The sequence below is a fragment of the Synechococcus sp. CBW1107 genome, from assembly GCF_015841355.1.
In the GTDB taxonomy this organism is placed as follows: domain Bacteria; phylum Cyanobacteriota; class Cyanobacteriia; order PCC-6307; family Cyanobiaceae; genus Regnicoccus_A.
Window position 1 is genome coordinate 1,682,229 of sequence record NZ_CP064908.1, and the last position, 26,156, is coordinate 1,708,384.

A 26,156-nucleotide genomic window follows, 5' to 3' on the forward strand; every position below is an offset into this window, starting at 1 on the left:
GACTGGCAGCCAACGTGGCGACCCCTGGGATGCCCGATCGCCCACATCCTGGCTGAGATTCGTTGTGCTCAGGTCCGGAGCTGGTGATGGCCTTCAGCGGGATGGCTGGGGGGGTGGTGAGTCGGTCCCCCGAGAAGATCCATCGCGGCGGTGAGCCCGCCCCGCGAAAACCAAGGGGATGATGTGGCCTTCCGTCAAGCGGCATGCGGCTTGCATTCGGTCATCAGTTTGCGGAGGTTGTTGGCCTGAACTGGGAGCTGTTTCCTGGTCAAAGCATCTGTTCGATTGCTATGATTTGATCGTTCCAAGACACGAACGTCATGCTCACCGGACCTGACCTGCTCGCCAAGGTGAAGGAGATGGGTGATGCCTCCAAGTCCGACCTGGTGCGCAGCTGCGGCTACGTGAGTTCCAAGAAAGACGGCAGTGAGCGGCTTAACTTCACGGCCTTCTACGAAGCGCTGCTGGAGGCCAAGGGCGTCAGCCTCGGTGCCGGCGGCGGCGCCGGTGCCGGCAAGAGTGGCCGCAAGCTCAGCTACGTCACCAAGGTTCAGTTCAACGGCAACCTGCTGATCGGCAAGGCCTACACCGCCCTGATCGACCTCAAGCCCGGCGATGAGTTCCAGATCAAGCTCGGCCGCAAGCAGATCCGTCTCGTTCCTGTCGGGGGCGACGACGAAGACGAGTGATCGTCTCAGTGTGACGGCGGGGCACCGCCTTGCCGCAGCAGGGGGTTGGCCTCTGCCATCACTTCGCTGAGCCCTGCGGCCTTCAAACGAGGGCTGCAGGGATTTTCCCTGGTGCGCTCAGCTTCTCCGCCGCCAGAGACCGAGCCATTCGTTATCCCGGCTGGGCAGCCCGCCCTGAGCGGGCCCCCACACTGCGGCTTCAAAGCCGACGCTCTCCAGTAACCCGTTCACCTGCTCAGGTTGAGAGCCGAACGGTGGTCCGCCGCTGCGGGAGTGGCACCAGAACAGTCCCAGAAACCAGCCTCCCGGTGCCACCAGGGTCCCCATGCTCCTGGCATAGGCTCCGCGCCGGGCTGGATCGATCGCGCAGAAGCAGGTGTGCTCCACCACACCGATCATGCTGGCCGCTGCCAATCCCTCCTTGTTCAGCGCGACAGGGTCGAGGACATCCAGCTGCAGCCACTGACAGGACACGCCGGGCTGATCCAGCCTGCGGGCTTCGCGCAGCGCTTCGGTGCTGATGTCGATTCCTGTCACCGAGAAGCCGAGGCCAGCCAGCAGCCGCGCTTCATGGCCGCGGCCGCAACCGGGCACCAGCACCCGGCCCGGAGGCTTGGGTGAGAGAGGATGCTCGTTCAGAAACTGTTGCAACGGCGGAGCCGCCTGGCCGAGTTCCCATCCATCACGACCCTCCAGGTAACGCTGATCCCAGGCCGTTGCGGTCAAGTCAGTGTCCTGCGTCGTCATGGGCCAGATCCTGTGAAGATGGCAGGGGGAGAGTGGGCGGTAATCCGGCGTTGAGCGAGCCGTGATTCCAGCTGTCTCAGGCAAGATCCGGCCCTAAGGTCATTCGATGGCCATCCCCGAGATGATCCTTCTCTACGACGGAGCCTGTCCACTCTGCAGGCGTGAGGTGGAGAGTCTCGGCCGTCGTGATGGCGGCCGTGGAGCGATTCGCTTCGTTGATGTCGATGATCCGCTCTATGACCCTGACGCCTTCCAGGGGATCAGCTATCGCGAGGCGATGGGCCGCGTTCACGGGATCACCGCCGATGGCCGCGTGCTGCGCGATCTGGCGGTGTTCCAGGAGGCCTACCGCCTGGTGGGGCTCGGTTGGATCTATGCCCCCGTCGAGTGGCCCGTGATCGGCCCGCTGGCCCAGGTGGTCTATCGACTCTGGGCGCGCCTGCGACTGCGCATCACCGGCCGCCCCGATCTCGACACCCTCTGCGCCGGGCGTGAGGCCGCCGCCTGCCGCTCCTCACCAGTGGCGTCCAGCTGAGCCGCGACAGCCAGGAGGTCCCAGCGCCATCGAGTCCGTGCCCGGCCCAACCGGTGCATCTCCGGCGACGATCTTCTCCCGGGGTGCCTCTGCATCACTGGTGGGACCCTGATGGCATCAGTCCGTCGGTGGTCCACCACTCTCAGTCCACGAAGCGTCTGTACAGCCAGCGCACAAATCCCCCCACGACTGGAACCGGCGAGAAGGTTGGCCCCACGAAGTCGAAGTAGTCGCGGTGGTCGACGATCAGACCCACGTCGTTGAGCAGCAGTCGGGTCGTGCCGGGATAGATGAACTCGATGCCTTTGATCTTCAGGCCCATCTCCCACTCCACGAAGGCGGTCTTGCCGTCGATCGCGATCGCCCCAGGCTTCAGATAGATGTCATCACAGCGCTTCACGAGGCCCTCCTGTGCCTGGATGTAGGCCGCAAGCCCATGCCGTTCCTGGGTGGGATCCTGAAAATGCACGTCTTCGGCGTAGAGGGAGCGCCACTGCGCGTCTCCCGGGGGCGGAGTGCCGTACGGCTTGGTGAACAGGGCTTGCAGCCTGGCTTGATCCATGGTTGTGGTGTTGAACGCTCCCATTCCACAGGACCCGCCCTGCCCCTGTGGTGAGCCACCCCAGGATCAATGGCGTCAATGGCTCAGCTGTAACCGAACAGTTCGAAATCCTCCTGGTACACCCGCTGAAGGTTGGCCTTCGCCGCAAGGCTGAGGGGGGCCGAACTGTCGTTGTCGGTTGATAGGGCTGCTTCCACCTGATGGAGGTCGGGTGTGCGCAGTTTGATGCCTGTGATCTCCCGCAGCAGGGCAAGATCGATGTCCCAGGTTTCCGCTTTGAAGACCCGGTCGACGTAGAGCTTACCTTTGTAGCGCAGGAACTGGTGCTGCGGCCGGAGCAGTGGATGCTCCAGCAGCGGGGATGCGGCCTGCAGGTTGGTGGCCACGGCCTCGACCCCGGATCCCAGGCGGCTGAGGTCATGGCGAAGTGCGCTCAGGCCACGGAGCTCCTGGCCTGCCGCAACCAGCCGCATCGCCGTGAGGAAGCGGTCGATGGGATGTCGGACGAAGGCATAGACGAAAGCGGAGCCGAAGAACAGTCGATCAGACCTGAAGCACTGCTCCACGGTGAGCGGGTTGATCTGGAATCCAAGATAGGCATCGAGGAACAGGTCGCCGCCGCTGCCTGGGATTGGCAGGAAAATGAGATTGTCGCGGCGAAACTGTGGCGGGAAGACATCGTGTTTGTAGTTGTGAATCAGGTTGAGTCGTGTCACCAGGGCCTTGGAGGCCTTCGTTGCTGACAGCAGTTGGTTGAACATGAATCAGGGAAGAACAAGCCTTGGCCGGGCCTGGTGGACCAGGTGAAACCGCCTGGCTGAACGATCGTGTCAAGGCTGTCCTGCCATCGGGTCCATCAAGATCCTCGACGATTTGGGCCTCTCGCCTTGATCCGGAATCCTCGCCTGCGATCATCCGCTTCCCCTTGCTTGATCGATGACAGCCATGGGACCGTCAGCGGACTACTGGGCAGCTCTGGCTGTCCTGGGCCTCAACACCATGCCCGGAAGCCGCCGGGACCTGGCCAGGCTGGTGGCGCGTTGCCACCCGGCCTCCCATCCCTGGAGCGGAGTTCAGACCGCGGCCTACCGCAGAGTCTGGGAACAGCTGGAGATCGGCGTCGAAGCTGATCGACCACTGGCGGCCTGAGCGACGGCGGCAACGGCGCACTGAACCTTCCCGGACCCAGGTCCCGCCAGGCAGGTCCAGGGATGGGCTGTGACCTGAGGCTGTGCGCACCCTGATCACCCGTCATGCTGCACCCCTGCGGCCGGGACTCAGGGTGCGGAACAGCGCACCCGCCGGGTCGCGCCGGCCACCCCCACCACCTCCAGGCTCAGCCGGTCGCCCGCCTCCTCAAGTTGCAGGTGTCCCAGGTGGAGCCAGGTGCTCCCCTCACCGGAGAGCTCGCTGATGAAGCCGATCGAGCGACGGCCCTGGCTCACCACGGCCAGCACCGGCCCGCTGCTTTCGTAGAAGCTGATCCGCCGGGGCTCGATCCGCATCCATGACTCGTCGGTGGCCGGGCCGCGACAGTGCCGCTCCTCAGCCATCCACACCCCCTGGAAGGCAGGTGGGATCGCTTCGAGCCGCTCTGCGCCGGACGCAGCCATCCCCCCCGAGAGAGCCGAGAGAACGAGCAGGGGAATGGCTGCCCCAGCAGCGCCGGAGGTCAGTTCAGATGGTCGCATTGCCGATGGACGATGGAGTCCGTCGAGGAAGGGCTTGTCCTCGACCAGGACATGCTGCTCCTTCTCCCAGGCAAGACTGGCAGAGTCCCTGGATTGTGGTCTGGGAGATGCACCCATGCGAGTGGTGCCGATCCGCCTGGGGCCTGGCACTGATCTGCGCCTTGGCCTTGAGCAGCTTCTGGTCGACCGGGACGAGCAGGCGGGATGCGTGATCAGCGGCATCGGCAGCCTGTCGACGGCGTGCCTGCGACTGGCCGGTGGCCTTGAGCCCACCCGGATGAGTGGAGAGTTCGAGATCCTCTCGCTGGCAGGAACGCTTGCGCTGAATGGAGCCCACCTGCATCTCAGCATCGCCGATGGACAGGGCCTGGTGATCGGTGGTCACCTCTGCGTCGGCTCACTCGTGCGCACCACCGCCGAGCTGGTGGTGGGTGTGCTGCCGGACTGGTCGTTTCGCCGCGAGATCGATCCGGCCACCGGATTCCGGGAGCTGCAGATCAGGCAGCGGCAAGGGATGGAACCAGTTGACCTGCCCAGCCTCCCGTCGTCCCCTTGAATTCCTCGCCCTCCTTCAGCCGGCGGGTAGTTGGATGGCCGCCAGGGACCTGTGAATCGAGACGTCCAAGTCATGGATCAGGATTGGATTCTCAACCTCGATCAACCAGGCCAGTGCTTCACCGTTGATGGAATCACCGGTGCCGCTGAGGCCGCTCCCGGGGGATGTCGTGATCAGGGAGAGTGTCATGGTCTCGTCGGCTTCTGGCCTGTGGCTCATGCCGGTCCAGAGGGAGTCGAACGCACTGGTTGGCAGCCAGATGTACACGACGCCTTCGGCCTGATACTGATCAAGACCCAGCAGCTCTTTTCTGGCGGTTCTCAGGTAGATGGAGGCTGCCAGATTCGGCAGGCGTCGCTGCTTGGCAAGCCGCAGGACGTGATCGGACGGGGGACTGCTCTGAAGATCGTTGACATGACCTGTCCAGATCAGCTCGGTCGCCTCTCGTGTCATGCAGCGATCGATCGCGGCGATGGAGCGATGCTCCGGCATCGTTCCGTCGAAGGCCATCCAGCGCATCACCCCGCCTTCGCGGTACTGAAGATGCCACTCGGGTCTGTTCAGCTGCAACTTGATGGTGGTCATGTTCAGTCCGTCCTGGGGGCGGTCCTCTGACTGACCCCTGTGATTCGTGCGTGGTTGACGACCTCGTGGGGAGTGCCCCAAGAGACTCTGGACCTCTTCACGCTCCGTCCGGGCGCCCCGTCCTGTCCATCACCCATCTGGGTGAATCCACTGGTGAATCACCCCCGGCCCGCTCACCCGCTCGAGTCCTGCCTGGAGAACCTGGGCGACAGACTCCTAGGCTCGATCCATCTCCGCCGCTGGCGTGATGGCCCTGCTGCTGCTGGCCCTGGTGGTGGCCCTGGCCCTGGGGCTGATCGTCCTCTACAACCGGCTGGCCCAGCTGGGCGTGCAGGCCGACAACGCCTGGGCTGACATCGACGTCCAGTTGAAACGGCGCCATGACCTGATCCCCAACCTGGTGGAGACGGTGAAGGGCTATGCCAGCCACGAGAAGGAGAGTTTCCGGGCCGTGATCGAGGCCCGCAGTGCCGCCATCGCCGCGCGTGGCCCGGCCCAGCAGCAACAGGCGGAGCAGCAGCTGGGGGCTTCGCTCGGCCGGCTGTTCGCCCTGGCGGAGGCGTACCCGGCCCTGCGGGCGGTGGAGAGCTACAGGGCCCTGCAGGACGACCTGGGCAGGATCGAGGAGGCCCTTCAGAACGCCCGGCGCTACTACAACGCCGTCGTGCGCGATCTCAACACGGCGATCGTCCAGTTCCCCTCCAACCTGGTGGCCAGCGGTTTCGGCATCCGTGCGCGCCCGTTCTTCGAGCTCAGCGACCGCTCCGAGGCTGCCGTTCCCCGGGTCGATTTCGGTGGCTGAGGGCGCTTCAGCCCCCGAGCGCCGGCCCCTCCATCGCCGCGGTGGGCGGTTGCTCACCCTGCTGCTGGGACTGGGGCTGAGTCTGCTGCTGCTCATGCCGCGCGGTGACTGGGCGGCCGGGGCGGCCGAGCGGCAGCTGGAACTCACGGGCTTCCAGATGGTGGCCGACGTGGCCCGGGATGGCTCGGTGGCGGTGAGCGAGACACTCACCGCCCGCTTCCAGGGGAAGTGGAACGGATTGCGCCGCGAGATTCCCGTGCTGGCGAGACGCCCTGACGGCCTCGAACCCCTGGGGCTGACGCTGGTCTCGGCCAGCGATGGCGCTGGCCACGCCTACCGCACCGAAACACGCCGCCTCGGCAACGACCTGGATCTGCGCATCTTCGTGCCCGGGGCCGAAGACGCCACCCGCACGGTGGTGCTGCGCTACCGGGTGCGCAACGGCCTGCGCTTCTACCCGGACCACGACGAGCTCAACTGGAACGTGACGGGCAATGCGTGGGAGATCCCGATCGATCGGGTCAGTGCCCGCGTGCAGCTGCCCGAGGGGGCCCGGGGGCTGCACGCCTCGGTGTACACGGGCCCGTTGGGGGCCAGGGGCCAGGACGCCCGCCTGGTCATCGGCGAGCGGGAGGTGACGGCCGTGAGCACCCGGCGCCTGGAGCCGGGCGAAGGGCTGACCCTGGCGGTGGGCTTCGACAAGGGGCTGGTGACGCCCCGTTCAGCGACGCAACGGGCACTGGCCTGGCTGCAGGGGCGGCTGGCCCTGCTGCTGCCGCTGGTCACCGGGCTGATCCTGGGCCGCGTCTGGTGGCTGTACGGCCGCGATCCGGCCCTGGGTTCGGTGCCGGTGGTCTATGAACCCCCCGGCGCCCTGCCGGCAGCGGTGCTGGGGAGCCTGGTGCAGGAGAGCGTGGGCAGCGTGACGCTGGGGGCCACGCTGGTGGACCTGGCGGTGAAGGGTCACCTGCGCATCGAGGAGCTGGCGCACACCCTGCTGTTCCTGCCGCTTGCGAAGCACTACCGGTTCACCCTGCTCACCACCACCCGGCAGTGGAAGGGCCTGGCACCCCACGAGACCTACCTGCTCGAGCATTTGTTCCCCTCCCGTGAGATCGGCGAGAGCGTGGACACCAAGGAGCTGCGCGACCACTTCTACGTTCATGTGCCCGGTTTCGAGAAGCTGGTGCGCGAAACGGTGCTGGCGGAGGGTTTCTACCGGCGCTGGCCCGGCACGGTGCGGGCCGTCACCCTCGTGGGCGGCATCGTGGCGGTGGTGGTGGCCATGGTGCTGGCCACGGTGCTGCTCCCCCAAGATCTCTCCCGGCTGCAGGCGGTGGCCGATCCATGGCTCACGGGCCTCTGCCTGCTGGTCACGCTGGTGCTGATCGGCGTGTTCGCCTGGATCATGCCGAGCCGGACGCCCCGGGGAGTGGAGGTGCTGCGCCAGACCCTGGGGTTCCAGGAGTTTCTGCGCCGGGTCGATGCTCCCCGTTTCGAGAAGGTGATCCTCACGCCGGAGCTGTTCGAGCGCTTCCTCCCTTACGCGATGGTGGCCGGCCTGACGACGGCCTGGGCAGCCGCTTTCCAGGGCATCGTGCAGGCGCCGCCGAGCTGGTATGTCGGCAGCGGCGACGGCTTTGACATGGTCGGTTTCGGCTCCAGCCTCGATCAGTGCTGCAACAGCACCAGCAGCGCCATGCAGTCATCGCCGAGCAGTTCCAGCTCCAGCGGCAGTTCGGGGGGCGGCAGCTCCGGCGGCGGGGATGGCGGTGGCGGCGGCGGTGGGTTCTGAGGCGACCCCAGGAGCTTCAGGGCTGAGGAGCCGGCCCTGCCTGCTGGGATCAGCGCTGCACCAGCAGAAGCAGCCGGTTCCCTTCCGGGTCGCCTAACCAGGCCTCCACCCCGAAGGATTCCTGCCGCGGCGGTTCCAGCACCGAGGCCCCCGTTCGTGTCGCCGACTCCAGCCAGTCGTGGAGCTCGGCCATGGGATCCGCTCCGGCGGCGGCGCGCTGCAGGCAGAGGGCCAGCCGCCCCTGCCGCCGGGGCTGGGGCCTGCTGCTCGACGGGGCATAGATCTCCAGCCATCCGCCTGGGGGCCAGGGCACGCGCCAGTGTGTGGCACTCAGCCCCTGCTGCGGTTCCACGCCCAGCAGCCCTGCGTAGAAGTCCGCCAAAGCAGCGGGAGCATCCGCCGCCAGCACGATCGACCCGTTCATCTCCACCGCCGCCACCAGGCCCGGCGCAGCGGTTGTTCGTGATGACCGTCGCAGAGGGGATAGCGGCGGGAGCGGCCGCACCCGCACATCAGAACGGTGGTGGACTCCTGCAGCTGAAGCTCACGGGCGATCAGCCCGGTGCCCAGGTGGGCGCCATCGCAGAACCAGCCGTGGCGGCTGCGCCCACAGCTGCAGAGATGGTGGCAGCCGGCGGGCAGCACCAGAGGAACCGGTCCTGCCGGAGTCGGAGCAGGTTCAGCCATGGCCTGCGCAGGACTGCACCGTGCACGTGCAGTCCTGGCAAGTGCACCGGAGTGCGGTGGGTTGCTCCAGGGTCGTGGTCATGGCGTTTCCGGCTCAGGGCGGTGGAAACCACTTTGGCGCCGGAGCTGGGGAGGATCGGCTTGCCTTGCTGACCAGGCGGTCCAGCGGACATGGGACTGAACCAGAGGCAGGAGCGTGTGGCTGGTTCCTCTTCACGTCCTGGGGAATGGGGGACGCGCTCCACCGGTTCTGTTCCCTAAATTCTGAGCGGAGCCTGGACTTCCTGAGACAGCCCAGAGGTTGCTGGCCCCAAAGGTCACACGGCCGCTCCATCCATTTGGCGTGTTCCCCGGTAGTCCACCAGTAGCCCCTTCCCCCTGGAGCGAGCGTGTGATCCGCCTCCCCAACGGCCTGACCCAGCGGCGGCCGATGCAGATCGTCCTCTGGGCCGCTCTGCCGCTGCTGACCGCCGCCCTGGTGAGCCCGACGGCCATGCTGCCCGGCTGGACCGTGCCGCTCCCGGCCCTGGTCGTGGCGCTCTGGTGCGGCTGGCTGACCTGTCGACCGGAGCAGACCCTGCCCCTGGTCGCCCGGCGCTCGGCCGTGGTGGTGATCACCCTTCTGGGGGCCCGTTACCTGGTCTGGCGGATCGGGGCAACCCTCAACCTGGCCACGCCCATCAGCACCGGCCTGGGTCTGCTGATGCTCGCGGCGGAGCTCACCCTGCTGGCCAATGGCCTGCTGCAGCTCTGGCTCACCTGGGCCCGGCAGCCGCCCGTTCAACAGGAGGCCGCCGCCGCCGAGTCCACCCTGCAGCAGCGGATCGCCTGGGAACCCTGGCGCGTTCCGACGGTTGACGTGCTGGTGCCCAGCTGTGGTGAACCGGTCGACCTGATCGAGCGCTGCCTGAGCGGCTGCCTGGCGATGGACTACCCGCGCCACCAGGTCTGGCTTCTCGATGACAGCGCGCGCCCGGAGCTGAGCCGGCTCTGCCGCCGTCTTGGCTGCCGCTACCTGAGCCGTGACGGCAACACCCATGCCAAGGCGGGCAACCTCAACCACGCCCTCCCCCATCTCAACGGTGAGCTGTTGGCGGTCTTCGACGCCGATGTGGTTCCGCGGGCTGCCTTCCTGGCTCGCAGCGTGGGCCTGTTCACCGATCCGCGGGTGGGGTTCGTTCAGACCCCCCAGACGTACATGAACGCCGATCCGGTGATGCGCAACCTGCGGCTGGAGCGCTGGCTCATGCCCGATGAGGAGAGCTTCTACCGCTGGATCGAGCCCACCCGCCAGGCGGTCGGAGCCGTGGTCTGTGCCGGTACCTCGTTCGTGATGCGTCGCTCGGCCCTGGAGCGGGTGGGTGGCTTCGAGACCGGAACCCCCTCCGAAGATCTGGCCACCGGCATCCGGCTGGCGGCGGCGGGCTACCGCAACCTCTACCTCGACGCAAAGCTGAGCGCCGGGCTGGCGCCGTTCACGATCGGGGCCATGGCACGCCAGCGCTGTCGCTGGGCCAGCGGAACCCTGCAGACCCTGCGCACGGGCGCCAATCCCTTCACCATCGCCGGCCTCACTCCTCTGCAGCGGATCGCCTACCTGGAGGGCATCCTCCACTGGTTCAACGTGGTGCCCCAGCTGCTGTTGCTGCTGATGCCGCTCTCCCTGGGGCTGCTGGGAGTGGCCCCGATCCTGGTGCGGGGACCAGGCCTGGTGACCATGGCCTTGCCGTTCTACCTGTCTCAACTGCTGCTGGTGAGCTGGTTCAGCCGCGACGCCCGCAACGCCCTGCTGCCGGAGCTCTACCGCTGGATCTTTCTGCTGCCGCTCGTGGGGGCCGTGCTCAGCACCCTGGCGGGCCGGCCCCAGCACTTCCGGGTCACTCCCAAGGCGATCAGCGGCTGGGCCCGGCCCGGTCCTGAGCAGCGACTGCTGGTGCCGTTGCTGGGGCTGCTGGGGCTGCAGCTGCTCAACCTCACCCTGCTGATCGTCGGACCCGGCACGGCTGGAGCGATCGGTGCCGCAGCCTCCAGCCTCGCTCCCGCCAACCAGGCCCTTGGCCTCACCTGGTCCCTGCTGGGCAGCACCAGCCTGCTGCTGGCGCTGCGCACCTGCTGGGACCGCACTCAGGACAACCCGGTGCCCTGGCTGCGCATCGATGGGCTGACCCTGCCATTGCATGCACCCGGCGGGGAACGGCCTGCCCGGATCCTGGCCATCAGCGAGCAGGGGGTGGAACTCGCTCTGGCCGAACCTGGCGGCAACTTCCCTGGCGACGAACTCCCCGCTGACGCTGGCAGCTGGGGCTTGGCCTTGCCCGGGCGCCCTGGGGACGTCCTGCCTCTGTGGCCCGAGCAGCGCCGCCACGAGCGAGGTCTGTTGCTGATCGGCTGCCGCTGGGGCCCCCTCAGTGATTCCCAGACCGACGCCCTGCAGGCGTTGCTGTACCGGGGATCCGGCGAATGGCCCAGCCGTCAGGCCCCATTCGAGCCCAAGGCCCTGCTGGCTGTACTGGCCCTGCTGCTCCAGCCCGTGCCGGCCCAGGGCTGGTTTCGGCGCAGCCTGATCTCTGCTGCAGGCCCCAAGGCTCGGGAGCAGAACCATGGAGCGTTGGCGCAGCTCGCCGAATCACGTTGAAACCGTCCCCGGTGCAGCCCTCCTGGCCGTGAGTCCAGGCGTAACGGCCTTGGAGCGGGTGGACGGTGGTGGTTCGGTGGTGGGGAACACCGACGACGGAGTCCTCGCCGTGCTGGAACGCCAGGCTCGACACGACCATGCTGAGGGGACTGGCCGTGGATACTTCTGAGCCAGGAACGTCGCCGTATGGTCGCCTCCTGACAGTTGTTGACCTGCAGGATCGACTCTGGTTTTGCCGTCAGACTGCAGGCGACCACTTGAAATTGAAGTCGATCAATACACCCATCCCTGGAGGATCGGTCACCAAAATCATCAGAGTTGAAATGTTTCACTGTCAGAGGTAATTGTTTCGCCCTCAGAGTTAAGCACCGTGTATTGAGCACTGAAAAGGTTTACGGGGCTCCATCCGCTGGCTCCCCCGGCGGCCACGGCTAATGACACATTGGCGATAAGCGAACCTTGGCTTAAAACCAGATTTGCTTGGTAATACGCAGGTGAGCCAAAGAGCTTGTTTCATGGAAGACTCAAGCTTGGCGCCTGCATGAATCTTCTCTGCGGCTGGATCTTCGAGAGGGGTGAACAGTGGATGGCTAGTCATTCCGGGCTTGAGAGCGCGGGCAATGCTTTGATGGCAGTGATCGAATTCCGCTTCTCCGCCCAGTCGAAACTTCTAGATTTTCGAGGTATTTTCATGCCATGACAATGTCCCCATGCCAAGGAATGCACATCATCGGCATCGATGAGTATCAATGGCTACGTGATTAAGCGCGGATGTGCTTAATCACGTAGCCAAACGACTGTCCTCGAGACAATGCAAGTACACGACCTGCTTAGACTCAGATTCCCATGAAGAACGCGACCGAACGTTCTGCAAGCTCCTCAGAGGCTGGTTTGCTGACGCTGATGCGCCGTTATCGGCGCGCACAACGGCTGGTTGTTGATTATGCCATTGGCCTTGGGATCCTGGGCCTTGCTCCAAAGTTGTTGACCCCCATTCTAATCATCGCTGCAGCTCTCCTCTTGACCATGATCTGGCATGTCGGCAGGTGTTGGCAGTTCGCAATCGTAATTAACCCGATCACTATTGGTGGAGAGGTCTTGAATGTCTTGGGTGCTTTGGTGGTGGCTGTTCTGACCTGGCTCATCCTTGTCGTGTTGGGTGTGTCAATTCCACTTGTTGACCACTTTTCACTATCCGGCGCTCTGATGAGCGGCACGTGGACATTTGGAGCAGCAGTCAACCAGTTTTTCTTTCTTGGCTTTATTAGGAAATACTCGCATGAGTATGTCGTAGGTGGTCATGAGTAAACTGACTCGCCGGCAAGTTCTGGTGGCAGGCCTTGGCGTTGGCGGATTGCTTTCCGGTATGCATGAGGCGATGCGTCGTCATGCTCTGGAGGTCGAGCAGCAAGGCCTGACGGAAGCCTTTCTTGATAATCCGAAATATGTGCAGAGTGCCGTGAATCAGGCCATCGAGGGAGACTTGGAGTCATCGGCTGAAATTGAAAAAATTCTCGCATCACTCACTATTCAGTCGCCAGATGCACCCTACGATCGTGCTATTTCTAAAATCCTGATCCAATGCAGTCGCTTGGCCACAGAGCAGTATTTAACGGGTAAGTTTGACTTGCGTTTTCAAGGCTCCATCACGGGTTTGCCGAGCCATAGCCCGCGCTTGGATCAGTATATTCAGGTTGCTTCCATCAAGGGGCCTGAGACAGTCACAGCCACTCGCGCCATCGATGTTGAGGGGAATCTCTTGAATGACCCGCTTGTGGCAGGAACAGCGAGACTAAAGAATCTTGTTCAGCATCTTGCTGGCCAGGCTATGGTGATCAAGTGGAGTTATCCTGTCTTCTGGGGATTTGTTCTTCGTGGTGACACCCATAATATCCTGATTCTGCGGGGCACTCAGCGGGCAAACGAATGGCTGGAAACGCTGCGCGCCAATCAGGTTCGATCGGAGGCTGTCCCACGTTTCGACTTCAAGGGTGCAATCCACTATGGATTTCGACAATCTATTCTGAGTTGTCCAAGCCAATCATCGCTGCCGCTCAGCGATTGGATCCGTCAAGGCCACTCTTTGTGTCTGGCCATAGCCTTGGATCGCCTCTCGCTATGCTTGCAGCCCTTGACATTGCACAGAAGCTGCCTGCTTTAAGAGATAATGTACGACTTTACAGCTATGCAGGGCCGAGGTTGGGCGATCCCGAATTCGTTGAGCACTACAGTCGACTCCTGCCCAACACCTATCGGGTCGTGAATCTCGGTGATCTGGTGCCATCGCTTCCACCGACAAGGACTAACTCGTTGACTTATGTTCATGCTGGAGAGCAATGGGTGTTTCCTCCCATGAGTAGCGATATCGGGCCCAACCACTTCATCAGTGCCTACCGGAATGCCGTGGAGGCGGAGCAGGAACAGCTGCTGAAGAGCCAGGTGCGGTCTTGAGGCCGGACTTCCCTTCGACATAGTTGCTCCTCCCGGAGTCACTGAACGGTGAGGAGCTTGAGTCCGGCTTTTAGTCCCGAAATTCGCGCAGGAATTCCCTGACAAAGTCCCCTTTGTGCTACCGCGCTCATCCAGGCCATCTGCCGAGAAAACCTGTGCTGGAGTGGTTTTGATGAGATGCGCGATGCTGGGTTCGAACCAGCGACATCCTGCTTGTAAGGCAGGCGCTCTACCGCTGAGCTAATCGCGCTTAGCGGCATTCTGCCCCCACACCATGACCCTGCTCCCACCATGGCCAGTGGCCGCAGCCATGACCGTGCCACCTGGCTGCTGAGCCTGCCTTTCGCACTGGTGTGGTGGCCATGGCTGGGGCTGGCGGGGGTGGCCAGCGCAGCCGCTGGCTTCCTGGCCGGTGGGCTCTGGCTTTCCCCCGACCTCGACACCCACTCCAACCCCAGCCGGCGCTGGGGCCCGCTCGCCCTGCTCTGGTGGCCCTACCGCCGAGGGCTGCGCCACCGCTCTCTCCTCTCCCACAGCCCGCTGCTGGGTTCAGCGTTCCGGCTGGTCTACCTGGGGGTGGTGGTGATGGCGCTGAGTGCGCTGCTCTCCCCCCTGGGAGCCCCTGGCCCCGGGTCGCTGCTGGAGGCGGGCCGTGGGCTCTGGAGCCAGCAGCGGCCCCTGCTGGTGGCGGCGCTGGTGGGGGTGGAGGCGAGCAGCTGGCTGCATCTGCTCCAGGATGGTGATCCGCTGCCGCGCCCGCCCCGGCTGCTGCGGCGGAAGCGCAACCGGCGTTAGGACGGTGGCCCTGTGGCTCAGCGGCCTGTGACCGGCCCCGCTTCCCGCCTCGATCCCTCCGACCAGGACCCCACCCTGGAGGCCCTTGCCGGGCTGATCGCGGTGGTGGCCCGGCTGCGCGATCCCGAAAACGGGTGCCCATGGGATCTCGAGCAGACCCATGCCTCCCTGGTGCCCTACGTGCTGGAGGAGGCCCATGAGGTGGCCGACGCGATTCGCCATGGAGACGACCTTCATCTGGCGGAGGAGCTGGGCGATCTGCTGTTGCAGGTGCTGCTGCACGCCCAGATCGCCAGCGAGGCGGGCCGCTTCGATCTCACCGCGATCAGCCGTGGCCTTCACGACAAGCTGGTGCGGCGCCATCCCCACGTGTTTTCGGCCTCCGCCACGGCCTCTGAGCGGGGGGTGGCAGGCGACAGCGCCGCGGTGAAGGTCAGCTGGGAGGCCATCAAGGCCCGGGAGGCCAGCGCCAGGGCAAGATCCGGCGTCTCCGGATCCACCACCGCAGACGCGGGGGAACCCTCCGTCAGTCCACTGAGCGATCGCCTGGCCGGCAAGGTTCGGGGCCAGCCCGCCCTGGCCGGGGCCATGACCATCTCGCGCAAGGCCGCTGCCGCCGGCTTCGAGTGGGAGTCGATCGAGGGGGTGTGGGACAAGGTGCACGAGGAGCTCGATGAGCTCAAGCAGGCCGTGGCCAGCGGCGACAGGGCCCATGCCCAGGAGGAGCTGGGGGATGTGCTCTTCACCCTGGTGAACGTGGGCCGCTGGTGTGGCCTGGATCCGGAGGCCGGCCTGGCGGGCACCAACCGTCGCTTCCTGGATCGTTTCTCCCGAGTGGAGGCGGCCCTTGGCGGGACTCTTGAGGGCCAGACCCTCTCTGAGCTGGAGGCCCTCTGGCAGCAGGCCAAGGCGCAGATCCGCACGGAGGCCGGAGGCCGGAACTCCTCGGCGTGAGCTGCCGGCCCAGCGGCTCAGTCGTCGGGGAGAGGGGGCCGCGACCGGCGCTGACCCTTGATCGCACCCCGTTGCTTCTTGGCACTCAGGCGCCGCTCCACCGAACCCCGGGTGGGCTTGGTGCGCCGGCGGGGCGGTGGTGGAGGTTCGATGGCGGAGCGCAGCAGCTCCGCCAGCCGTCGCAGAGCTGCCTGGCGGTTCTGCCACTGGGACCGGTGCTCCGACGCCGTGAGCACCAGCGCGCCATCCAGCAGGCGCCCCTCCAGCCGCCGCAGGGCCCGGGCCTTGAGCAGAGGCGGCAGCGCCGTGGTGGCCTCCAGATCGAACACCAGCTCCACCCGTGAATCGGTGGTGTTCACCCCCTGGCCGCCAGGACCCGAGGAGCGTGAGAAGCGCCAGCTCAGCTCGGTCGCCGGAATCACCAGCCGCTCGTTCAGAGGCAGGTCAGGCATCGATCGCCCCTGGGTGACTCACAGCAGCGCCACCGTGCCGCTGGCGATGTCGAACCAGGCGGGCTGGATCCTCAGCCGCCCGGCGCTCACCGCCTCCCGCAGCAGGGCGCTGCGACGGCTCAGCTCCCGGGCGGAGTGGCAGGCGTTGTGGCGGATCGCCAGGCTGAGGTCGTCGCCCGGCTCCAGCGCCGCCCGGATCGGTGTGACCAGGTGCTCCAGCAGGGGGGTGAGCGGTGCCTCGGCCAGGGCGGCAGTGACGGCGCCGCACCCGCTGTGGCCCATCACCAGGATCAGCGGCACCGCCAGTTCCGCCACCGCGTACTCCAGCGAGGCGACGCCGTCGTCGAAGGCGGTGTTGCCCGCGCAGCGCACATCGAACAGCTCGCCGGATCCCGACACGAAGATCCACTCCGGAGAGACCCGGGAATCAGCGCAGCTCAGCAGGGCCGCCCAGGGCCGCTGGCCGCTGGCCATGGCGCTGGGGTCCACCTGACAGCTGCTCTGCCAGAGGGCGTTCATCACCGCGGTGCGCTCCTGGGGGCTGCCGGCCGTGGCGGCAGCCTGCCAGGCACGGCTGAACTGGCCATTGCGGCGCAGCAGGCTGCCGAGCGGATCGTCGTGGGGCGAGCAGGCCGCCAGGCTCTGCTCCAGTTCAGGGGTGAGCGGGCCGGCCTCCGCCCGGGCCGGGCTCAGCCCGGGCAGGGCCAGCGCGCCGGCGGCCAGGCCTGCGCGCTGCAGCCACTCCCGTCGGGTCAGGGTCATCGGCTCAGAGTCATCGATGGTGCGGGCTCAGGGACGCCTGGGTGACAGGGTGCTCCTCTGGAGGCTTAGCTAGGGCGGCTCCGGGAGTCAGCAGCCATGGATCCAACCGCTGGCTGGGTGGATGAAATTCACCAGGGCGTGCGCTACGGCCTGGAAGCCCAGGTGCTGCTGGAGCAGTCCAGCCCCTACCAGCGGATCACGATCATCGAGAGCCGGCGCTACGGCAAAGGGCTGCTGCTCGATGGCTGCTGGATGACGGCCGAGGGCCAGGAACGTCACTACCACGAACCGCTGGTGCATCCGGCCCTGTGTGCCGCCGCCAACCTCGAGCGGGTGCTGGTGATCGGCGGCGGCGACGGTGGCACGGCCCGGGAGTGCCTGCGCCACCCCGGCGTGCAGCACCTCGATCTGGTGGAGATCGATGGACTGGTGGTGGAGTGCGCCCGGCGCTACCTGCCCTCCCTCGGTGGAGGCTGCTGGGACGACCCACGCTTTCAGCTCACCGTGGGGGATGGCATCGCCTGGGTGTCGGCGGCCCCCGCCGCCAGTTACGACGTGGTGATCGTGGACGGCTCCGACCCCGCAGGCCCAGCTGAGGGCCTGTTCAACCGGGCCTTCTTCCAGCAGTGCCGCCGCCTGCTGCGGTCCGGAGGTGTGTTTGCCACCCAGAGCGAATCCCCCGAGGCCTTTCGTGAGGTGCACCTGGCCACCGTGCGGCTGCTGCGGGACGTGTTCGGCCACGCCGATCCCCTCTATGGCTGGGTGCCGATGTACCCCAGCGGCTGGTGGAGCTGGACCTTCGCGGCCGTCGACGGCCGCCGCTATCTGGAGCCCAGGCCCGAGCGGGCCGCGGCGGTGGCGGATGGCTGTGAGATCTGGTCGCCCCGCTGGCAGCGCGGTGCCTTCGACGCCATTCCCGCCGGCATCGAGCGGGCCCTTGACCACCCCCAGGCCTGAGCCCATGGCTGTGTCCGCTGCGCTGGATCGTTTCGAGTCCGACCTGTTCGATCGCGACGGCGCCATCTTCATGGGATCACGACGTGACCCCGAGGGTTGCCGGGTGGGCCTCTTCGGGGTGCCCTACGACGGCACCACCTCCTTCAGGCCGGGCACCCGCTTCGGGCCGGCGGCGATCCGGGAGGTGAGCAGCGGGCTGGAAACCTATGACCCCCAGTTGAATCTCGATCTCGACGACCTCGCCTTCGCCGACCTGGGGGCGCTGGCCATTCCCTTCGGCGCGCCCGAGCCTGTGGTGGCTGCTGTCGGCGAGGCCACCAGCGCGGTGCTGGAGCTGGGGCTGCGGCCGCTGATGCTCGGCGGTGAGCACTCGATCAGCAGCGGCGCCGTGGCCGCCGTGGCCGCCCGCCATCCCGACCTGGCCCTGGTGCAGCTCGATGCTCACGCCGATCTGCGCCAGAGCTGGCTGGGCGCCCACCACAGCCATGCCTGTGCCATGCGTCGCTGCCTGGAGGTGCTCCCCTCCGGCGATCTGCTGCAGGTGGCGATCCGCAGCGGCACCCGCGAGGAGTTCGAGGAGCTGCGCCGCAGTGGCCGGCTGGTGGGGCAGGGCCCGGGCCTGTCGCTGCAGCCCGAGCGGCTTCAGGCGGAGCTGGCGGTGGCTCTCGCACCCCTGCGGGGCCGGCCGATCTACCTGACCGTTGACCTCGACTGGTTCGATCCGGCCGTCCTGCCCGGTACGGGCACCCCGGAGCCCGGGGGCTACCACTGGGGCCACTTCGCGGGGCTGCTGGAGGAACTGCGCCACCACCGGCTGGTGGCGGCCGATGTGGTGGAACTGGCCCCCGGCCTGGATCCCAGTGGCGTGAGCGCGGTGCTGGCGGCGAAGGTGACCCGCAGCCTGCTGCTGCTGCTCGGCCAGGCTCAGTAGGAGTAGGAGCCGCTGGACCGTTGCTCCCGCAGCCGTTCATGCTGCTGCCCGATCAGCACCACCGCCAGCGTGGGGTGGTTGTGCAGCAGGTTGAGGAAGTTCAATCGCTCCAGCTTCACCAGTTCCACCGGGGTGCGGGCGATGGCCTCGTTGCGGAAGTAGCCGCCGCGCCAGGCGATGTCTTCGTAGCTGAACAGCTCGCCGTGGCGGTAGCAGAGGCGATTTCTCGAGGGGTCGATCAGTTCGACGATGCCCTTGCGGACTCCGTAGATGGCACGGGCGAGATCACCTTGGTGAAAGACATGGGAGCCGGTGGGCAGGGTGAGGGTTTCACCGTCCACCTGGGACGCCATCAGTTCAACCGGCGTTGCGGGTGCGAGTGCAACCAATCAACTACCTCCATGCAGGGATCAGAACGCTCAGCATGGCGCGCACTGCGCTTTTCAGTTGGCTATCTGGATGACACGATGCGGCGAAAATGCTGCGAAATCAATCCACGCCCGGCTGAAGCTCAACTGGCGGCCACCAGCAGGTCGGTGAGAGCGAGCTGGCGGTTGGGCGATGTCGGGATGGCCACCACGGAGTGATCGACGCTGGGCAACCGGGGGGGACGGGGGGTCCAGTGGTGGCACCACAGATCCGCGGCCAGTTCAGGGTGGATCGCCAGTCGTCGCATCTGGCACCAGCTCTGCTCCGCGCCGCCGAAGGAGGCCTCGGGAGCCTGGCAGTGATTGCAGCTACGACAGTTCGGGCGCTGGCCCATGGGCACGACCCATCCAGGGCACCCAAGGTAATGACCTTGCCTTGATCAGGCCAGAGGAAAAACCGAACCTGCCGGAAGTCTTCGGTTTTGCCCGGAGGGCGTGTTCAGGATCTGCGGTCCTGGGCCTGCGTCCCCTGGACCGGCGTCCATAGGATCCCGCCAGCAGTCGCGACAGCCCATCCCATGGCGGACTCCCTGAAGCGAACGCCTCTCCATGGGGCCTGCCGCGATGCCGGCGCCCGTCTGGTGCCCTTCGAGGGCTGGGAGATGCCTGTGCAGTTCCAGGGCCTTGTGCAGGAACACAGGGCGGTGCGTCAGGCCTGCGGTGTCTTCGACATCTCCCACATGGGCGTGCTGCGCCTGCGCGGTGATGGCGCCAAGGACGCCCTGCAGGCCCTGGTGCCCAGCGACCTGTTCCGGATCGGCCCTGGTGAAGCCACCTACACCGTGTTGCTCAACGAGGCCGGCGGCATCCGCGACGACCTGATCGTCTACGACCTGGGCCGGCCTGAAGACAACGAGGGCCCAGCCGATGAAGTGCTGCTGATCATCAACGCCGGCTGCGCCGAGGCCGACACCGCCTGGCTGCGCAGCCAGCTGGAGCCCGCTGGTCTGCTGATCAGCGACCGCAAGGCCGATGGGGTGCTGCTGGCCCTGCAGGGCCCCGAGGCGATCGCCCGGCTGGAGGCTCTGGCGGCCGCCGACCTGGGCGGCCTGCCCCGCTTCGGTCACCGCAGCATCCAGCTGGCTGGCACCGCGGCGGCTGAAGCCGCCGGCGCCACCGCCTTCGTGGCCCGCACCGGCTACACCGGCGAAGACGGGGTGGAGCTGCTGCTGGATCGCAACGCCGGCGTCGCCCTCTGGACCCAGCTGCTGGCGGAGGGGGTGACCCCCTGCGGTCTCGGCGCCCGTGACACCCTGCGCCTGGAGGCGGCCATGCACCTCTACGGCAGCGACATGGACAGCGGCACCACCCCGTTGGAGGCCTCCCTGGGCTGGCTGGTGCACCTGGAGATGCCGGCGGCCTTCATCGGCCGCGAAGCGCTGGAGCGCCAGAGCGCTGAGGGGGTGAACCGGCGCCTGGTGGGCCTGAAGCTGCAGGGCCGGGCGATCGCGCGCCATGGCTATCCGGTGCTGCACGCTGGCCAGGTGGTGGGGGAGGTCACCAGCGGCACCTGGTCACCCACCCTGGGGGAGGCGATCGCCCTGGCCTACGTGCCGGCCGACGCCGCCCGGGTGGGCACGGAACTGGCGGTGGAGATCCGCGGCAAGGCGGAGCCCGCCGTGGTGGTCAGGCGGCCCTTCTACCGGCGCGCCTGAGAGCTTTGGCCAGGCGGGCGCCATGGGACACTCGCGGATTGAGTTCCTTTCTCCATGCGCAGCCACGGATGCGGCGATCTGCGCAGCAGCAGCGTCGATCAGGTCGTTGAGCTGAGCGGTTGGGTCGACCGTCGCCGCGACCACGGCGGGGTGATCTTCGTGGATCTGCGCGACCGCAGCGGCACCGTCCAGATCACCGTCGATCCCGACCTGGGGCCCGAGGCGTTCGCGGTGGCCGAACACCTCCGCAATGAAACGGTGGTCCAGGTGCAGGGCCGGGTGCGGCTGCGGCCCCAGGAGTCGCTCAACACCCGCCTGGCCACCGGTGAGGTGGAGGTGCTCGCCAGCCGGCTGACGGTGCTCAATGCCGTGCGCAGGCCCCTGCCCTTCCCCGTGTCGGTGCACGACGAGGAGAACACCCGCGAAGAGCTGCGGCTGCGACACCGCTACCTGGACCTGCGCCGCGAGCGCATGAACGGCAACCTGCGCCTGCGGGCCCGCGCGATCCAGACCGCCCGTCGCTTCCTGGAGGAGCAGGGCTTCATCGAGGTGGAAACCCCGGTGCTCACCCGCTCCACCCCCGAGGGGGCCCGCGACTACCTGGTGCCGTCGCGGGTGTGCGGCGGCGAGTGGTTCGCCCTGCCCCAGTCGCCCCAGCTGTTCAAGCAGCTGCTGATGGTGGGCGGCATCGAGCGTTACTACCAGGTGGCCCGCTGCTTCCGCGACGAGGACCTCAGGGCCGACCGTCAGCCGGAGTTCACCCAGCTGGACATCGAGATGAGCTTCATGGACCAGGAGCAGATCCTGGAGCTCAACGAGGCCCTGATCGCCACCATCTGGCAAACGGTGAAGGGGGTGGAACTGCCGCGCCCCTTCCCGCGCCTCACCTGGCACGAGGCCATGGAGCGCTACGGCACCGACCGGCCCGACACCCGCTACGGCATGGAGCTCAGCGATGTCAGCGACCTGGTGGCCGGCATGGGTTTCAAGGTGTTCTCGGGCGCCGTGGCGGCCGGCGGCTCGGTGAAGTGCATCGCCGTGCCCGGCGGCAATGAGGCCCTCTCCAACGTGCGCATCAAGCCCGGTGGGGATGTGTTCAGCGAGGCCCAGGCCGCCGGAGCCGGAGGACTGGCCTTCATCCGCGTGCGCGAGGGCGGCGAGATCGACACCATCGGTGCCATCAAGGACAACCTCAGTGCCGGGACCAGGGCCGAGCTGCTGGAACGCACAGGCGCGGAGCCCGGCACGCTGCTGCTGTTCGGCGCCGGGGACACCGCCACGGTCAACAAGGCCCTCGACCGGGTGCGTCAGTTCCTGGCCCGCGAACTGGGAATGGTCAAACCCGACCGGGAGAACGACAGCTGGAACTTCCTCTGGGTGGTGGATTTTCCGATGTTCGAGTTCAACGAGGGCGAGAACCGGCTCGAGGCACTGCACCACCCCTTCTGCGCCCCCAACACCGACGACCTCGGGGCCGATCCGGCCCAGTGGGCCACCACCCTGCCCACGGCCCGCGCCCAGGCCTACGACCTTGTGCTCAACGGCCTGGAGCTGGGTGGCGGTTCCCTGCGCATCCACGATTCGGAGCTGCAGCGCCAGGTGCTGCAGACCATCGGCCTGCCCCTGGAGGAGGCCGAGCGCCAGTTCGGTTTCCTGATGGAGGCCCTCGACCTGGGAGCCCCGCCCCACGGCGGCCTGGCCTTCGGGGTGGACCGGATCGTGATGCTGCTGGCCGGCGAGGAGTCGATCCGCGACACGATCGCCTTCCCGAAAACCCAGCAGGCCCGCTGCCTGCTCACCAAGGCCCCCGCCGGCGTCGCCCCCCAGCAACTGGACGACCTGCACGTGGCCAGCACCTGGGTCGAGCCCGAGTGAGCGCGGCGAGACCCGCCTGATCCTGAAGAGAAACCTTCTGTTTCGCGCTGCTTTTTTGTGGCAACACGATGGTGAAGGGACTCCGACCAGGGTTCGTGTCCTCAGGGTCCACACCAGCGCTTCCAGGCAGTCCCGAACTCGAGGAGCCGAGCGATCTCGAGGCCGGTCCAGACAGCGGCTCGGCTTCCACCCGGGCCGTTCGGGACGGCTCGCGCCTGCCCGGCCGTGGCAGTGCCGATCTGGTGCGGCTCTACCTCCAGGACATCGGCCGGGTGGACATGCTCAGCCAGGAGGAGGAGTTGCTTCTCGCCCGCCAGGTACGGGCCCGTGAGGCGCTGCTGAGCCACAGGCTGGAGAAGGCCAGTGAGCTGCCGATCCTCCAGACCATGGTCGATCTGGAGCTGGTGCGCCAGCGGCTGGCCAGCCGCCTCACCCATCAGCCCTCCCATGGCCAGTGGGCGGAAGCCTGCGACCTGCCCCTGCCTGAGCTGCGGCGTCTCCTTCAGGAGGGCCACAGGACATGGGCGACTTGCCTGGGGCTCAGCCTCGGCGATCTCCAGCAACGGCTGCTGCGCGGCCGCCGGGCCCGCGACCGCATGATCCAGGCCAACCTGCGCCTGGTGGTGGCCGTGGCCAAGAAATACCAGAAACGGGGTGTGGAGCTGCTCGATCTGGTTCAGGAGGGCACCCTCGGCCTGGAGCGCGCGGTGGAGAAGTACGACCCCACCCGCGGCTTCCGTTTCAGCACCTACGCCTACTGGTGGATCCGCCAGGGCGTCACCCGGGCGATCGCCACCCAGAGCCGCACCATTCGCCTGCCGGTCCACGTCACCGAGAAGCTGAACCGGATCAAGAAGGCCCAGCGCCAGTTCGCCAGCGACCACGGCCGCACCGCCACCCTCGCCGAGCTGGCCGAGGCCCTGCAGTGGAGTCAGGAGGCCGTGCGTCTCACGCTGCTGCGGGTGCCCCGCTCGATCTCCCTGGAGGCCAAGGTGGGCCGCGACCAGGACACCCCCCTGGGGGATCTGCTGGAGGCCACCAGCGACACCCCCGAGCAGTGCCTCACCCGCCAGCAGCTGCACAGCGACCTCGACGCCCTGCTCGATGAACTCAGCCAGAGGGAGGCCGAGGTGATCCGCCTGCGCTTCGGCCTCACAGACGACACCCCCCGCACCCTGGCCCAGATCGGCGAGGGGATGCAGCTCTCACGGGAGCGGGTGCGCCAGATCGAAACGCGGGCCCTGCACAAGCTGCGCCAGCCGGCCCGCCGCGGCCGGGTGCATGGCTACCTCGCCAGCCTGGACGGCTGACCCGGCGCTGGGCTAAACCGAAATCAGTCCGACCTGGTCCCGTGAGCAACGTCCCCCCCATCACCGCCCCTCCGATCGACATCGGCATCTCCGATGACCAGCGCCAGCAGATCGCGGCCGGTCTCGGCCGGGTGCTGGCCGACAGCTACGTCCTCTACGGCAAGACCCACGGCTTCCACTGGAACGTGACCGGGCCGATGTTCAACACGCTCCACCTGATGTTCATGGAGCAGTACACCGAGCTCTGGATGGCCCTCGATGTGATCGCCGAACGGATCCGGGCTCTGGGCTGTCCGGCCCCCTTCGGCGGTGCCCGCTTCGCGGCCCTCTCCTCGATTCCTGAAACCCAGGGCCAGCCACCGGCTCTGGAGATGGTGCGCGAGCTGGTGATGGGCCATGAAGCCGTGGCCCGCACCGCGCGCAGTCTCTTCCCCCTGGTCTCGGAAGCCGGTGATGAGCCCACCGCCGATCTGCTCACCCAGCGGCTGCAGATCCACGAGAAGACCGCCTGGATGCTGCGCAGCCTGCTCGACGCCTGAGCGGGCAGGCTCGATAGATTGATGTGTCCGCCCATGCCCGCCCACCGCCCATGGCGAAATTCGTCTTCGTCACCGGCGGTGTGGTCTCGAGCATCGGCAAGGGGATTGTGGCGGCGAGCCTGGGGCGGCTGCTCAAATCCCGGGGCTACAGCGTTTCGATCCTCAAGCTCGATCCCTACCTGAATGTGGATCCGGGCACGATGAGCCCGTATCAGCACGGCGAGGTGTTCGTCACCCAGGACGGCGCCGAGACCGACCTCGACCTGGGCCACTACGAGCGCTTCACCGACACCGCCATGTCACGCCTCAACAGCGTGACCACCGGCTCGATCTACCAGGCGGTGATCAACAAGGAACGCCGCGGGGATTACAACGGCGGCACGGTGCAGGTGATCCCCCACATCACCGGCGAGATCCGCGAGCGCATCCACCGGGTGGCCGCCGACAGCGGCGTGGATGTCGTCATCACCGAGATCGGCGGCACCGTGGGTGACATCGAATCGCTGCCGTTCCTGGAGGCCATCCGTGAGTTCCGCGGGGATGTGGGCCGCCACGATCTGGCCTACGTGCACGTCACCCTGCTGCCCTACATCGGCACCTCCGGGGAGATCAAGACCAAGCCCACCCAGCACTCGGTCAAGGAGCTGCGCTCGATCGGCATCCAGCCCGATCTGCTGGTCTGCCGCTGCGACCGGCCGATCAGCGAGGAGCTCAAGGCCAAGATCGGCGGCTTCTGCGGCGTCCAGCGCGAAGCGGTGATCGCGGCCCGCGATGCCGACAGCATCTACGCGGTGCCGATTGCCCTGGAGCGGGAGGGGCTCTGCCGTCAGGTGCTGGATGTGCTGGGGCTGGAGGATCGCGACAGTGACATGGAGCGCTGGGAGGCCCTGGTGCAGAAACTGCGCAACCCCGGTGCGGCGGTGAAGGTGGCGCTGGTGGGCAAGTACGTGCAGCTCAACGACGCCTACCTCTCGGTGGTGGAGGCCCTGCGTCACGCCTGCATCGACCGGGATGCCAGCCTCGACCTGCACTGGATCTCCGCCGAGCAGATCGAGACCCAGGGCGCCGAGGCTCTGCTGCATGGCATGGACGCGGTGGTGGTGCCGGGCGGGTTCGGTCACCGGGGCGTGGACGGGAAGGTGGCGGCGATCCGCTGGGCCCGGGAGGAGCGTGTGCCCTTCCTCGGGCTCTGCCTGGGCATGCAGTGCGCCGTGATCGAGTGGGCGCGCAATCTGGCCGGTCTGGCGGGCGCCACCAGCGCCGAGCTCGATGCCGACAGCATGCACCCCGTGATTCACCTGCTGCCGGAGCAGCAGGATGTGATCGAGCTCGGCGGCACCATGCGCCTGGGGGTTTATCCCTGCCGGCTGGCGGCGGGAACCCTCGCGGCCCGTCTGTATGGCGAGGAGGTGGTCTATGAGCGTCATCGCCACCGTTACGAGTTCAACAACGCCTACCGGAATCTCTTCCAGGCAGGCGGCTACACCATCAGTGGCTCCTCCCCCGATGGCCGTCTGGTGGAGCTGATCGAGCGTGAGGATCACCCCTTCTTCGCCGCCTGTCAGTACCACCCCGAATTCCTCTCCCGGCCAGGTAAGCCCCATCCCCTCTTCCGCGGGCTGATCGCTGCGGCGCAGCGGCAGGGGGCGGAAGCCGTGTCCCAGGAGGCACCCGTGCGGGCGTAGCCGCTGCGTGAACCGCCTGATTGGTGAGGGTTAACCCGCTTGCTGGCTGCCCAGTAAGCTGGGTAGCCAGCAAGCAAG

Annotated in this window: 31 protein-coding genes and 1 tRNA gene; 20 read left to right on the plus strand and 12 right to left on the minus strand. The window is 66.8% G+C overall.

The features are described from left to right. Window positions 1-320 precede the first annotated feature (320 nt). Complete coding sequence (locus tag I1E95_RS08705; RefSeq protein ID WP_197161348.1) at window positions 321-689, plus strand: AbrB family transcriptional regulator; 369 nt, start codon at window positions 321-323, stop codon at window positions 687-689. 117 nt (window positions 690-806) lie between these two features. Here the strand turns inward: I1E95_RS08705 and I1E95_RS08710 are convergent, their stop codons facing one another. Next, entirely contained in the window at window positions 807-1,415 is a 609-nt protein-coding gene (locus tag I1E95_RS08710) for a methyltransferase domain-containing protein (protein ID WP_231594507.1), read from the minus strand. 127 nt (window positions 1,416-1,542) lie between these two features. Between I1E95_RS08710 and I1E95_RS08715 the strand changes: the two genes are divergently transcribed. Beyond that, complete coding sequence (locus tag I1E95_RS08715; RefSeq protein ID WP_197161353.1) at window positions 1,543-1,971, plus strand: thiol-disulfide oxidoreductase DCC family protein; 429 nt, start codon at window positions 1,543-1,545, stop codon at window positions 1,969-1,971. A 142-nt stretch (window positions 1,972-2,113) separates the two neighbouring features. Here I1E95_RS08715 and I1E95_RS08720 read toward each other — a convergent pair whose 3' ends face one another. Both I1E95_RS08720 and I1E95_RS08725 read right to left on the minus strand, forming a co-directional pair. After that, entirely contained in the window at window positions 2,114-2,533 is a 420-nt protein-coding gene (locus I1E95_RS08720; RefSeq protein WP_197161355.1) for a nuclear transport factor 2 family protein, read from the minus strand. An 83-nt stretch (window positions 2,534-2,616) separates the two neighbouring features. After that, complete coding sequence (locus tag I1E95_RS08725; RefSeq protein WP_197161358.1) at window positions 2,617-3,294, minus strand: sulfotransferase family 2 domain-containing protein; 678 nt, start codon at window positions 3,292-3,294, stop codon at window positions 2,617-2,619. A 184-nt stretch (window positions 3,295-3,478) separates the two neighbouring features. Here I1E95_RS08725 and I1E95_RS08730 point away from each other — a divergent pair, with 184 nt between their 5' ends. Then, window positions 3,479-3,682: a hypothetical protein gene (locus tag I1E95_RS08730; protein ID WP_197161361.1), complete on the plus strand. Its 204-nt coding sequence runs from the start codon at window positions 3,479-3,481 to the stop codon at window positions 3,680-3,682. Between the two features lie 128 nt (window positions 3,683-3,810). Here I1E95_RS08730 and I1E95_RS08735 read toward each other — a convergent pair whose 3' ends face one another. Beyond that, window positions 3,811-4,146 (minus strand): hypothetical protein, encoded by a 336-nt coding sequence (locus I1E95_RS08735; RefSeq protein WP_197161364.1) that lies wholly within the window; start codon window positions 4,144-4,146, stop codon window positions 3,811-3,813. A 193-nt stretch (window positions 4,147-4,339) separates the two neighbouring features. Between I1E95_RS08735 and I1E95_RS08740 the strand changes: the two genes are divergently transcribed. Next, entirely contained in the window at window positions 4,340-4,780 is a 441-nt protein-coding gene (locus I1E95_RS08740) for a PPC domain-containing DNA-binding protein (protein WP_197161366.1), read from the plus strand. A 15-nt stretch (window positions 4,781-4,795) separates the two neighbouring features. Here the strand turns inward: I1E95_RS08740 and I1E95_RS08745 are convergent, their stop codons facing one another. Continuing rightward, window positions 4,796-5,290: a hypothetical protein gene (locus I1E95_RS08745; RefSeq protein ID WP_197161369.1), complete on the minus strand. Its 495-nt coding sequence runs from the start codon at window positions 5,288-5,290 to the stop codon at window positions 4,796-4,798. Window positions 5,291-5,612: 322 nt separating this feature from the next. On the opposite strand from I1E95_RS08745, the gene I1E95_RS08750 reads away from it, so the two are divergent. Then, a complete protein-coding gene (locus I1E95_RS08750; protein ID WP_197161372.1) occupies window positions 5,613-6,167 on the plus strand; it encodes a LemA family protein in 555 nt (184 codons plus the stop codon). Then, window positions 6,160-7,962 carry a DUF2207 domain-containing protein gene (locus I1E95_RS08755; RefSeq protein ID WP_197161374.1) on the plus strand — a complete coding sequence of 601 codons (1,803 nt, stop codon included), beginning with the start codon at window positions 6,160-6,162 and terminating at the stop codon, window positions 7,960-7,962. Before I1E95_RS08750 ends, I1E95_RS08755 begins: the two co-directional genes overlap by 8 nt. A 49-nt stretch (window positions 7,963-8,011) precedes the next feature. Here I1E95_RS08755 and I1E95_RS08760 read toward each other — a convergent pair whose 3' ends face one another. Beyond that, window positions 8,012-8,401: a VOC family protein gene (locus tag I1E95_RS08760; protein ID WP_231594508.1), complete on the minus strand. Its 390-nt coding sequence runs from the start codon at window positions 8,399-8,401 to the stop codon at window positions 8,012-8,014. Continuing rightward, a complete protein-coding gene (locus I1E95_RS08765) occupies window positions 8,383-8,649 on the minus strand; it encodes a CDGSH iron-sulfur domain-containing protein (protein WP_197161389.1) in 267 nt (88 codons plus the stop codon). Before I1E95_RS08765 ends, I1E95_RS08760 begins: the two co-directional genes overlap by 19 nt. Window positions 8,650-9,040: 391 nt before the next feature. Here I1E95_RS08765 and I1E95_RS08770 point away from each other — a divergent pair, with 391 nt between their 5' ends. The 5 genes from I1E95_RS08770 to I1E95_RS17250 all read left to right on the plus strand — a co-directional run bounded on the left by I1E95_RS08770 (window position 9,041) and on the right by I1E95_RS17250 (window position 13,735). Beyond that, the gene (locus I1E95_RS08770; RefSeq protein WP_197161391.1) at window positions 9,041-11,284 is read left to right on the plus strand and encodes a glycosyltransferase; all 2,244 of its coding nucleotides are present in this window, start codon (window positions 9,041-9,043) and stop codon (window positions 11,282-11,284) included. Between the two features lie 28 nt (window positions 11,285-11,312). After that, the gene (locus I1E95_RS08775; protein WP_197161393.1) at window positions 11,313-11,453 is read left to right on the plus strand and encodes a hypothetical protein; all 141 of its coding nucleotides are present in this window, start codon (window positions 11,313-11,315) and stop codon (window positions 11,451-11,453) included. Between the two features lie 677 nt (window positions 11,454-12,130). Then, window positions 12,131-12,592, plus strand: a complete 462-nt coding sequence (locus tag I1E95_RS08785; protein WP_197161397.1) for a hypothetical protein — start codon at window positions 12,131-12,133, stop codon at window positions 12,590-12,592. Then, window positions 12,585-13,445, plus strand: coding sequence for a hypothetical protein (locus tag I1E95_RS08790; RefSeq protein ID WP_231594509.1), 861 nt, complete (start codon window positions 12,585-12,587; stop codon window positions 13,443-13,445). Before I1E95_RS08785 ends, I1E95_RS08790 begins: the two co-directional genes overlap by 8 nt. After that, window positions 13,370-13,735, plus strand: coding sequence for a hypothetical protein (locus I1E95_RS17250; protein WP_370594532.1), 366 nt, complete (start codon window positions 13,370-13,372; stop codon window positions 13,733-13,735). The genes I1E95_RS08790 and I1E95_RS17250 overlap by 76 nt, the downstream gene beginning before the upstream one ends. Before the next feature lie 178 nt (window positions 13,736-13,913). Here I1E95_RS17250 and I1E95_RS08795 read toward each other — a convergent pair. After that, window positions 13,914-13,985 (minus strand) — tRNA-Val (locus I1E95_RS08795). A 41-nt stretch (window positions 13,986-14,026) separates the two neighbouring features. Between I1E95_RS08795 and I1E95_RS08800 the strand changes: the two genes are divergently transcribed. Continuing rightward, window positions 14,027-14,530 carry a metal-binding protein gene (locus tag I1E95_RS08800; RefSeq protein WP_197161399.1) on the plus strand — a complete coding sequence of 168 codons (504 nt, stop codon included), beginning with the start codon at window positions 14,027-14,029 and terminating at the stop codon, window positions 14,528-14,530. A 27-nt stretch (window positions 14,531-14,557) separates the two neighbouring features. Further along, window positions 14,558-15,484, plus strand: coding sequence for a nucleoside triphosphate pyrophosphohydrolase (gene mazG, locus I1E95_RS08805; protein WP_231594510.1), 927 nt, complete (start codon window positions 14,558-14,560; stop codon window positions 15,482-15,484). 17 nt (window positions 15,485-15,501) lie between these two features. Here mazG and arfB read toward each other — a convergent pair whose 3' ends face one another. Then, window positions 15,502-15,936 carry an alternative ribosome rescue aminoacyl-tRNA hydrolase ArfB gene (arfB, locus tag I1E95_RS08810; RefSeq protein WP_197161404.1) on the minus strand — a complete coding sequence of 145 codons (435 nt, stop codon included), beginning with the start codon at window positions 15,934-15,936 and terminating at the stop codon, window positions 15,502-15,504. Between the two features lie 18 nt (window positions 15,937-15,954). Beyond that, on the minus strand, window positions 15,955-16,698 hold the full coding sequence (locus I1E95_RS08815; protein WP_197161407.1) for a carbonic anhydrase: 744 nt from the start codon (window positions 16,696-16,698) through the stop codon (window positions 15,955-15,957). A gap of 96 nt (window positions 16,699-16,794) precedes the next feature. Between I1E95_RS08815 and speE the strand changes: the two genes are divergently transcribed. Both speE and speB read left to right on the plus strand, forming a co-directional pair. Further along, the gene (gene speE / locus I1E95_RS08820; RefSeq protein WP_197161409.1) at window positions 16,795-17,655 is read left to right on the plus strand and encodes a polyamine aminopropyltransferase; all 861 of its coding nucleotides are present in this window, start codon (window positions 16,795-16,797) and stop codon (window positions 17,653-17,655) included. A gap of 4 nt (window positions 17,656-17,659) precedes the next feature. Next, on the plus strand, window positions 17,660-18,586 hold the full coding sequence (speB, locus tag I1E95_RS08825) for an agmatinase (protein ID WP_197161411.1): 927 nt from the start codon (window positions 17,660-17,662) through the stop codon (window positions 18,584-18,586). On the opposite strand, the gene I1E95_RS08830 is transcribed toward speB, so the two are convergent. Next, window positions 18,580-18,939: a cyclic nucleotide-binding domain-containing protein gene (locus I1E95_RS08830; RefSeq protein WP_197161413.1), complete on the minus strand. Its 360-nt coding sequence runs from the start codon at window positions 18,937-18,939 to the stop codon at window positions 18,580-18,582. The two genes, speB and I1E95_RS08830, sit on opposite strands and share 7 nt — an antisense overlap. A gap of 158 nt (window positions 18,940-19,097) precedes the next feature. After that, window positions 19,098-19,349, minus strand: a complete 252-nt coding sequence (locus I1E95_RS08835) for a hypothetical protein (protein ID WP_197161415.1) — start codon at window positions 19,347-19,349, stop codon at window positions 19,098-19,100. A gap of 183 nt (window positions 19,350-19,532) precedes the next feature. Here I1E95_RS08835 and gcvT point away from each other — a divergent pair, with 183 nt between their 5' ends. The 5 genes from gcvT (at window position 19,533) to I1E95_RS08860 (ending at window position 26,078) form a co-directional block, all read left to right on the plus strand. Beyond that, the gene (gene gcvT, locus I1E95_RS08840) at window positions 19,533-20,669 is read left to right on the plus strand and encodes a glycine cleavage system aminomethyltransferase GcvT (RefSeq protein WP_197161417.1); all 1,137 of its coding nucleotides are present in this window, start codon (window positions 19,533-19,535) and stop codon (window positions 20,667-20,669) included. A 54-nt stretch (window positions 20,670-20,723) separates the two neighbouring features. After that, the gene (aspS, locus tag I1E95_RS08845; protein WP_197161419.1) at window positions 20,724-22,544 is read left to right on the plus strand and encodes an aspartate--tRNA ligase; all 1,821 of its coding nucleotides are present in this window, start codon (window positions 20,724-20,726) and stop codon (window positions 22,542-22,544) included. A 95-nt stretch (window positions 22,545-22,639) separates the two neighbouring features. After that, window positions 22,640-23,854 carry an RNA polymerase sigma factor, RpoD/SigA family gene (locus tag I1E95_RS08850; RefSeq protein ID WP_370594533.1) on the plus strand — a complete coding sequence of 405 codons (1,215 nt, stop codon included), beginning with the start codon at window positions 22,640-22,642 and terminating at the stop codon, window positions 23,852-23,854. Window positions 23,855-23,895: 41 nt separating this feature from the next. Beyond that, a complete protein-coding gene (locus I1E95_RS08855; RefSeq protein WP_304623239.1) occupies window positions 23,896-24,393 on the plus strand; it encodes a Dps family protein in 498 nt (165 codons plus the stop codon). 50 nt (window positions 24,394-24,443) lie between these two features. Then, window positions 24,444-26,078 (plus strand): CTP synthase, encoded by a 1,635-nt coding sequence (locus I1E95_RS08860; RefSeq protein WP_197161421.1) that lies wholly within the window; start codon window positions 24,444-24,446, stop codon window positions 26,076-26,078. Window positions 26,079-26,156 lie beyond the last annotated feature (78 nt).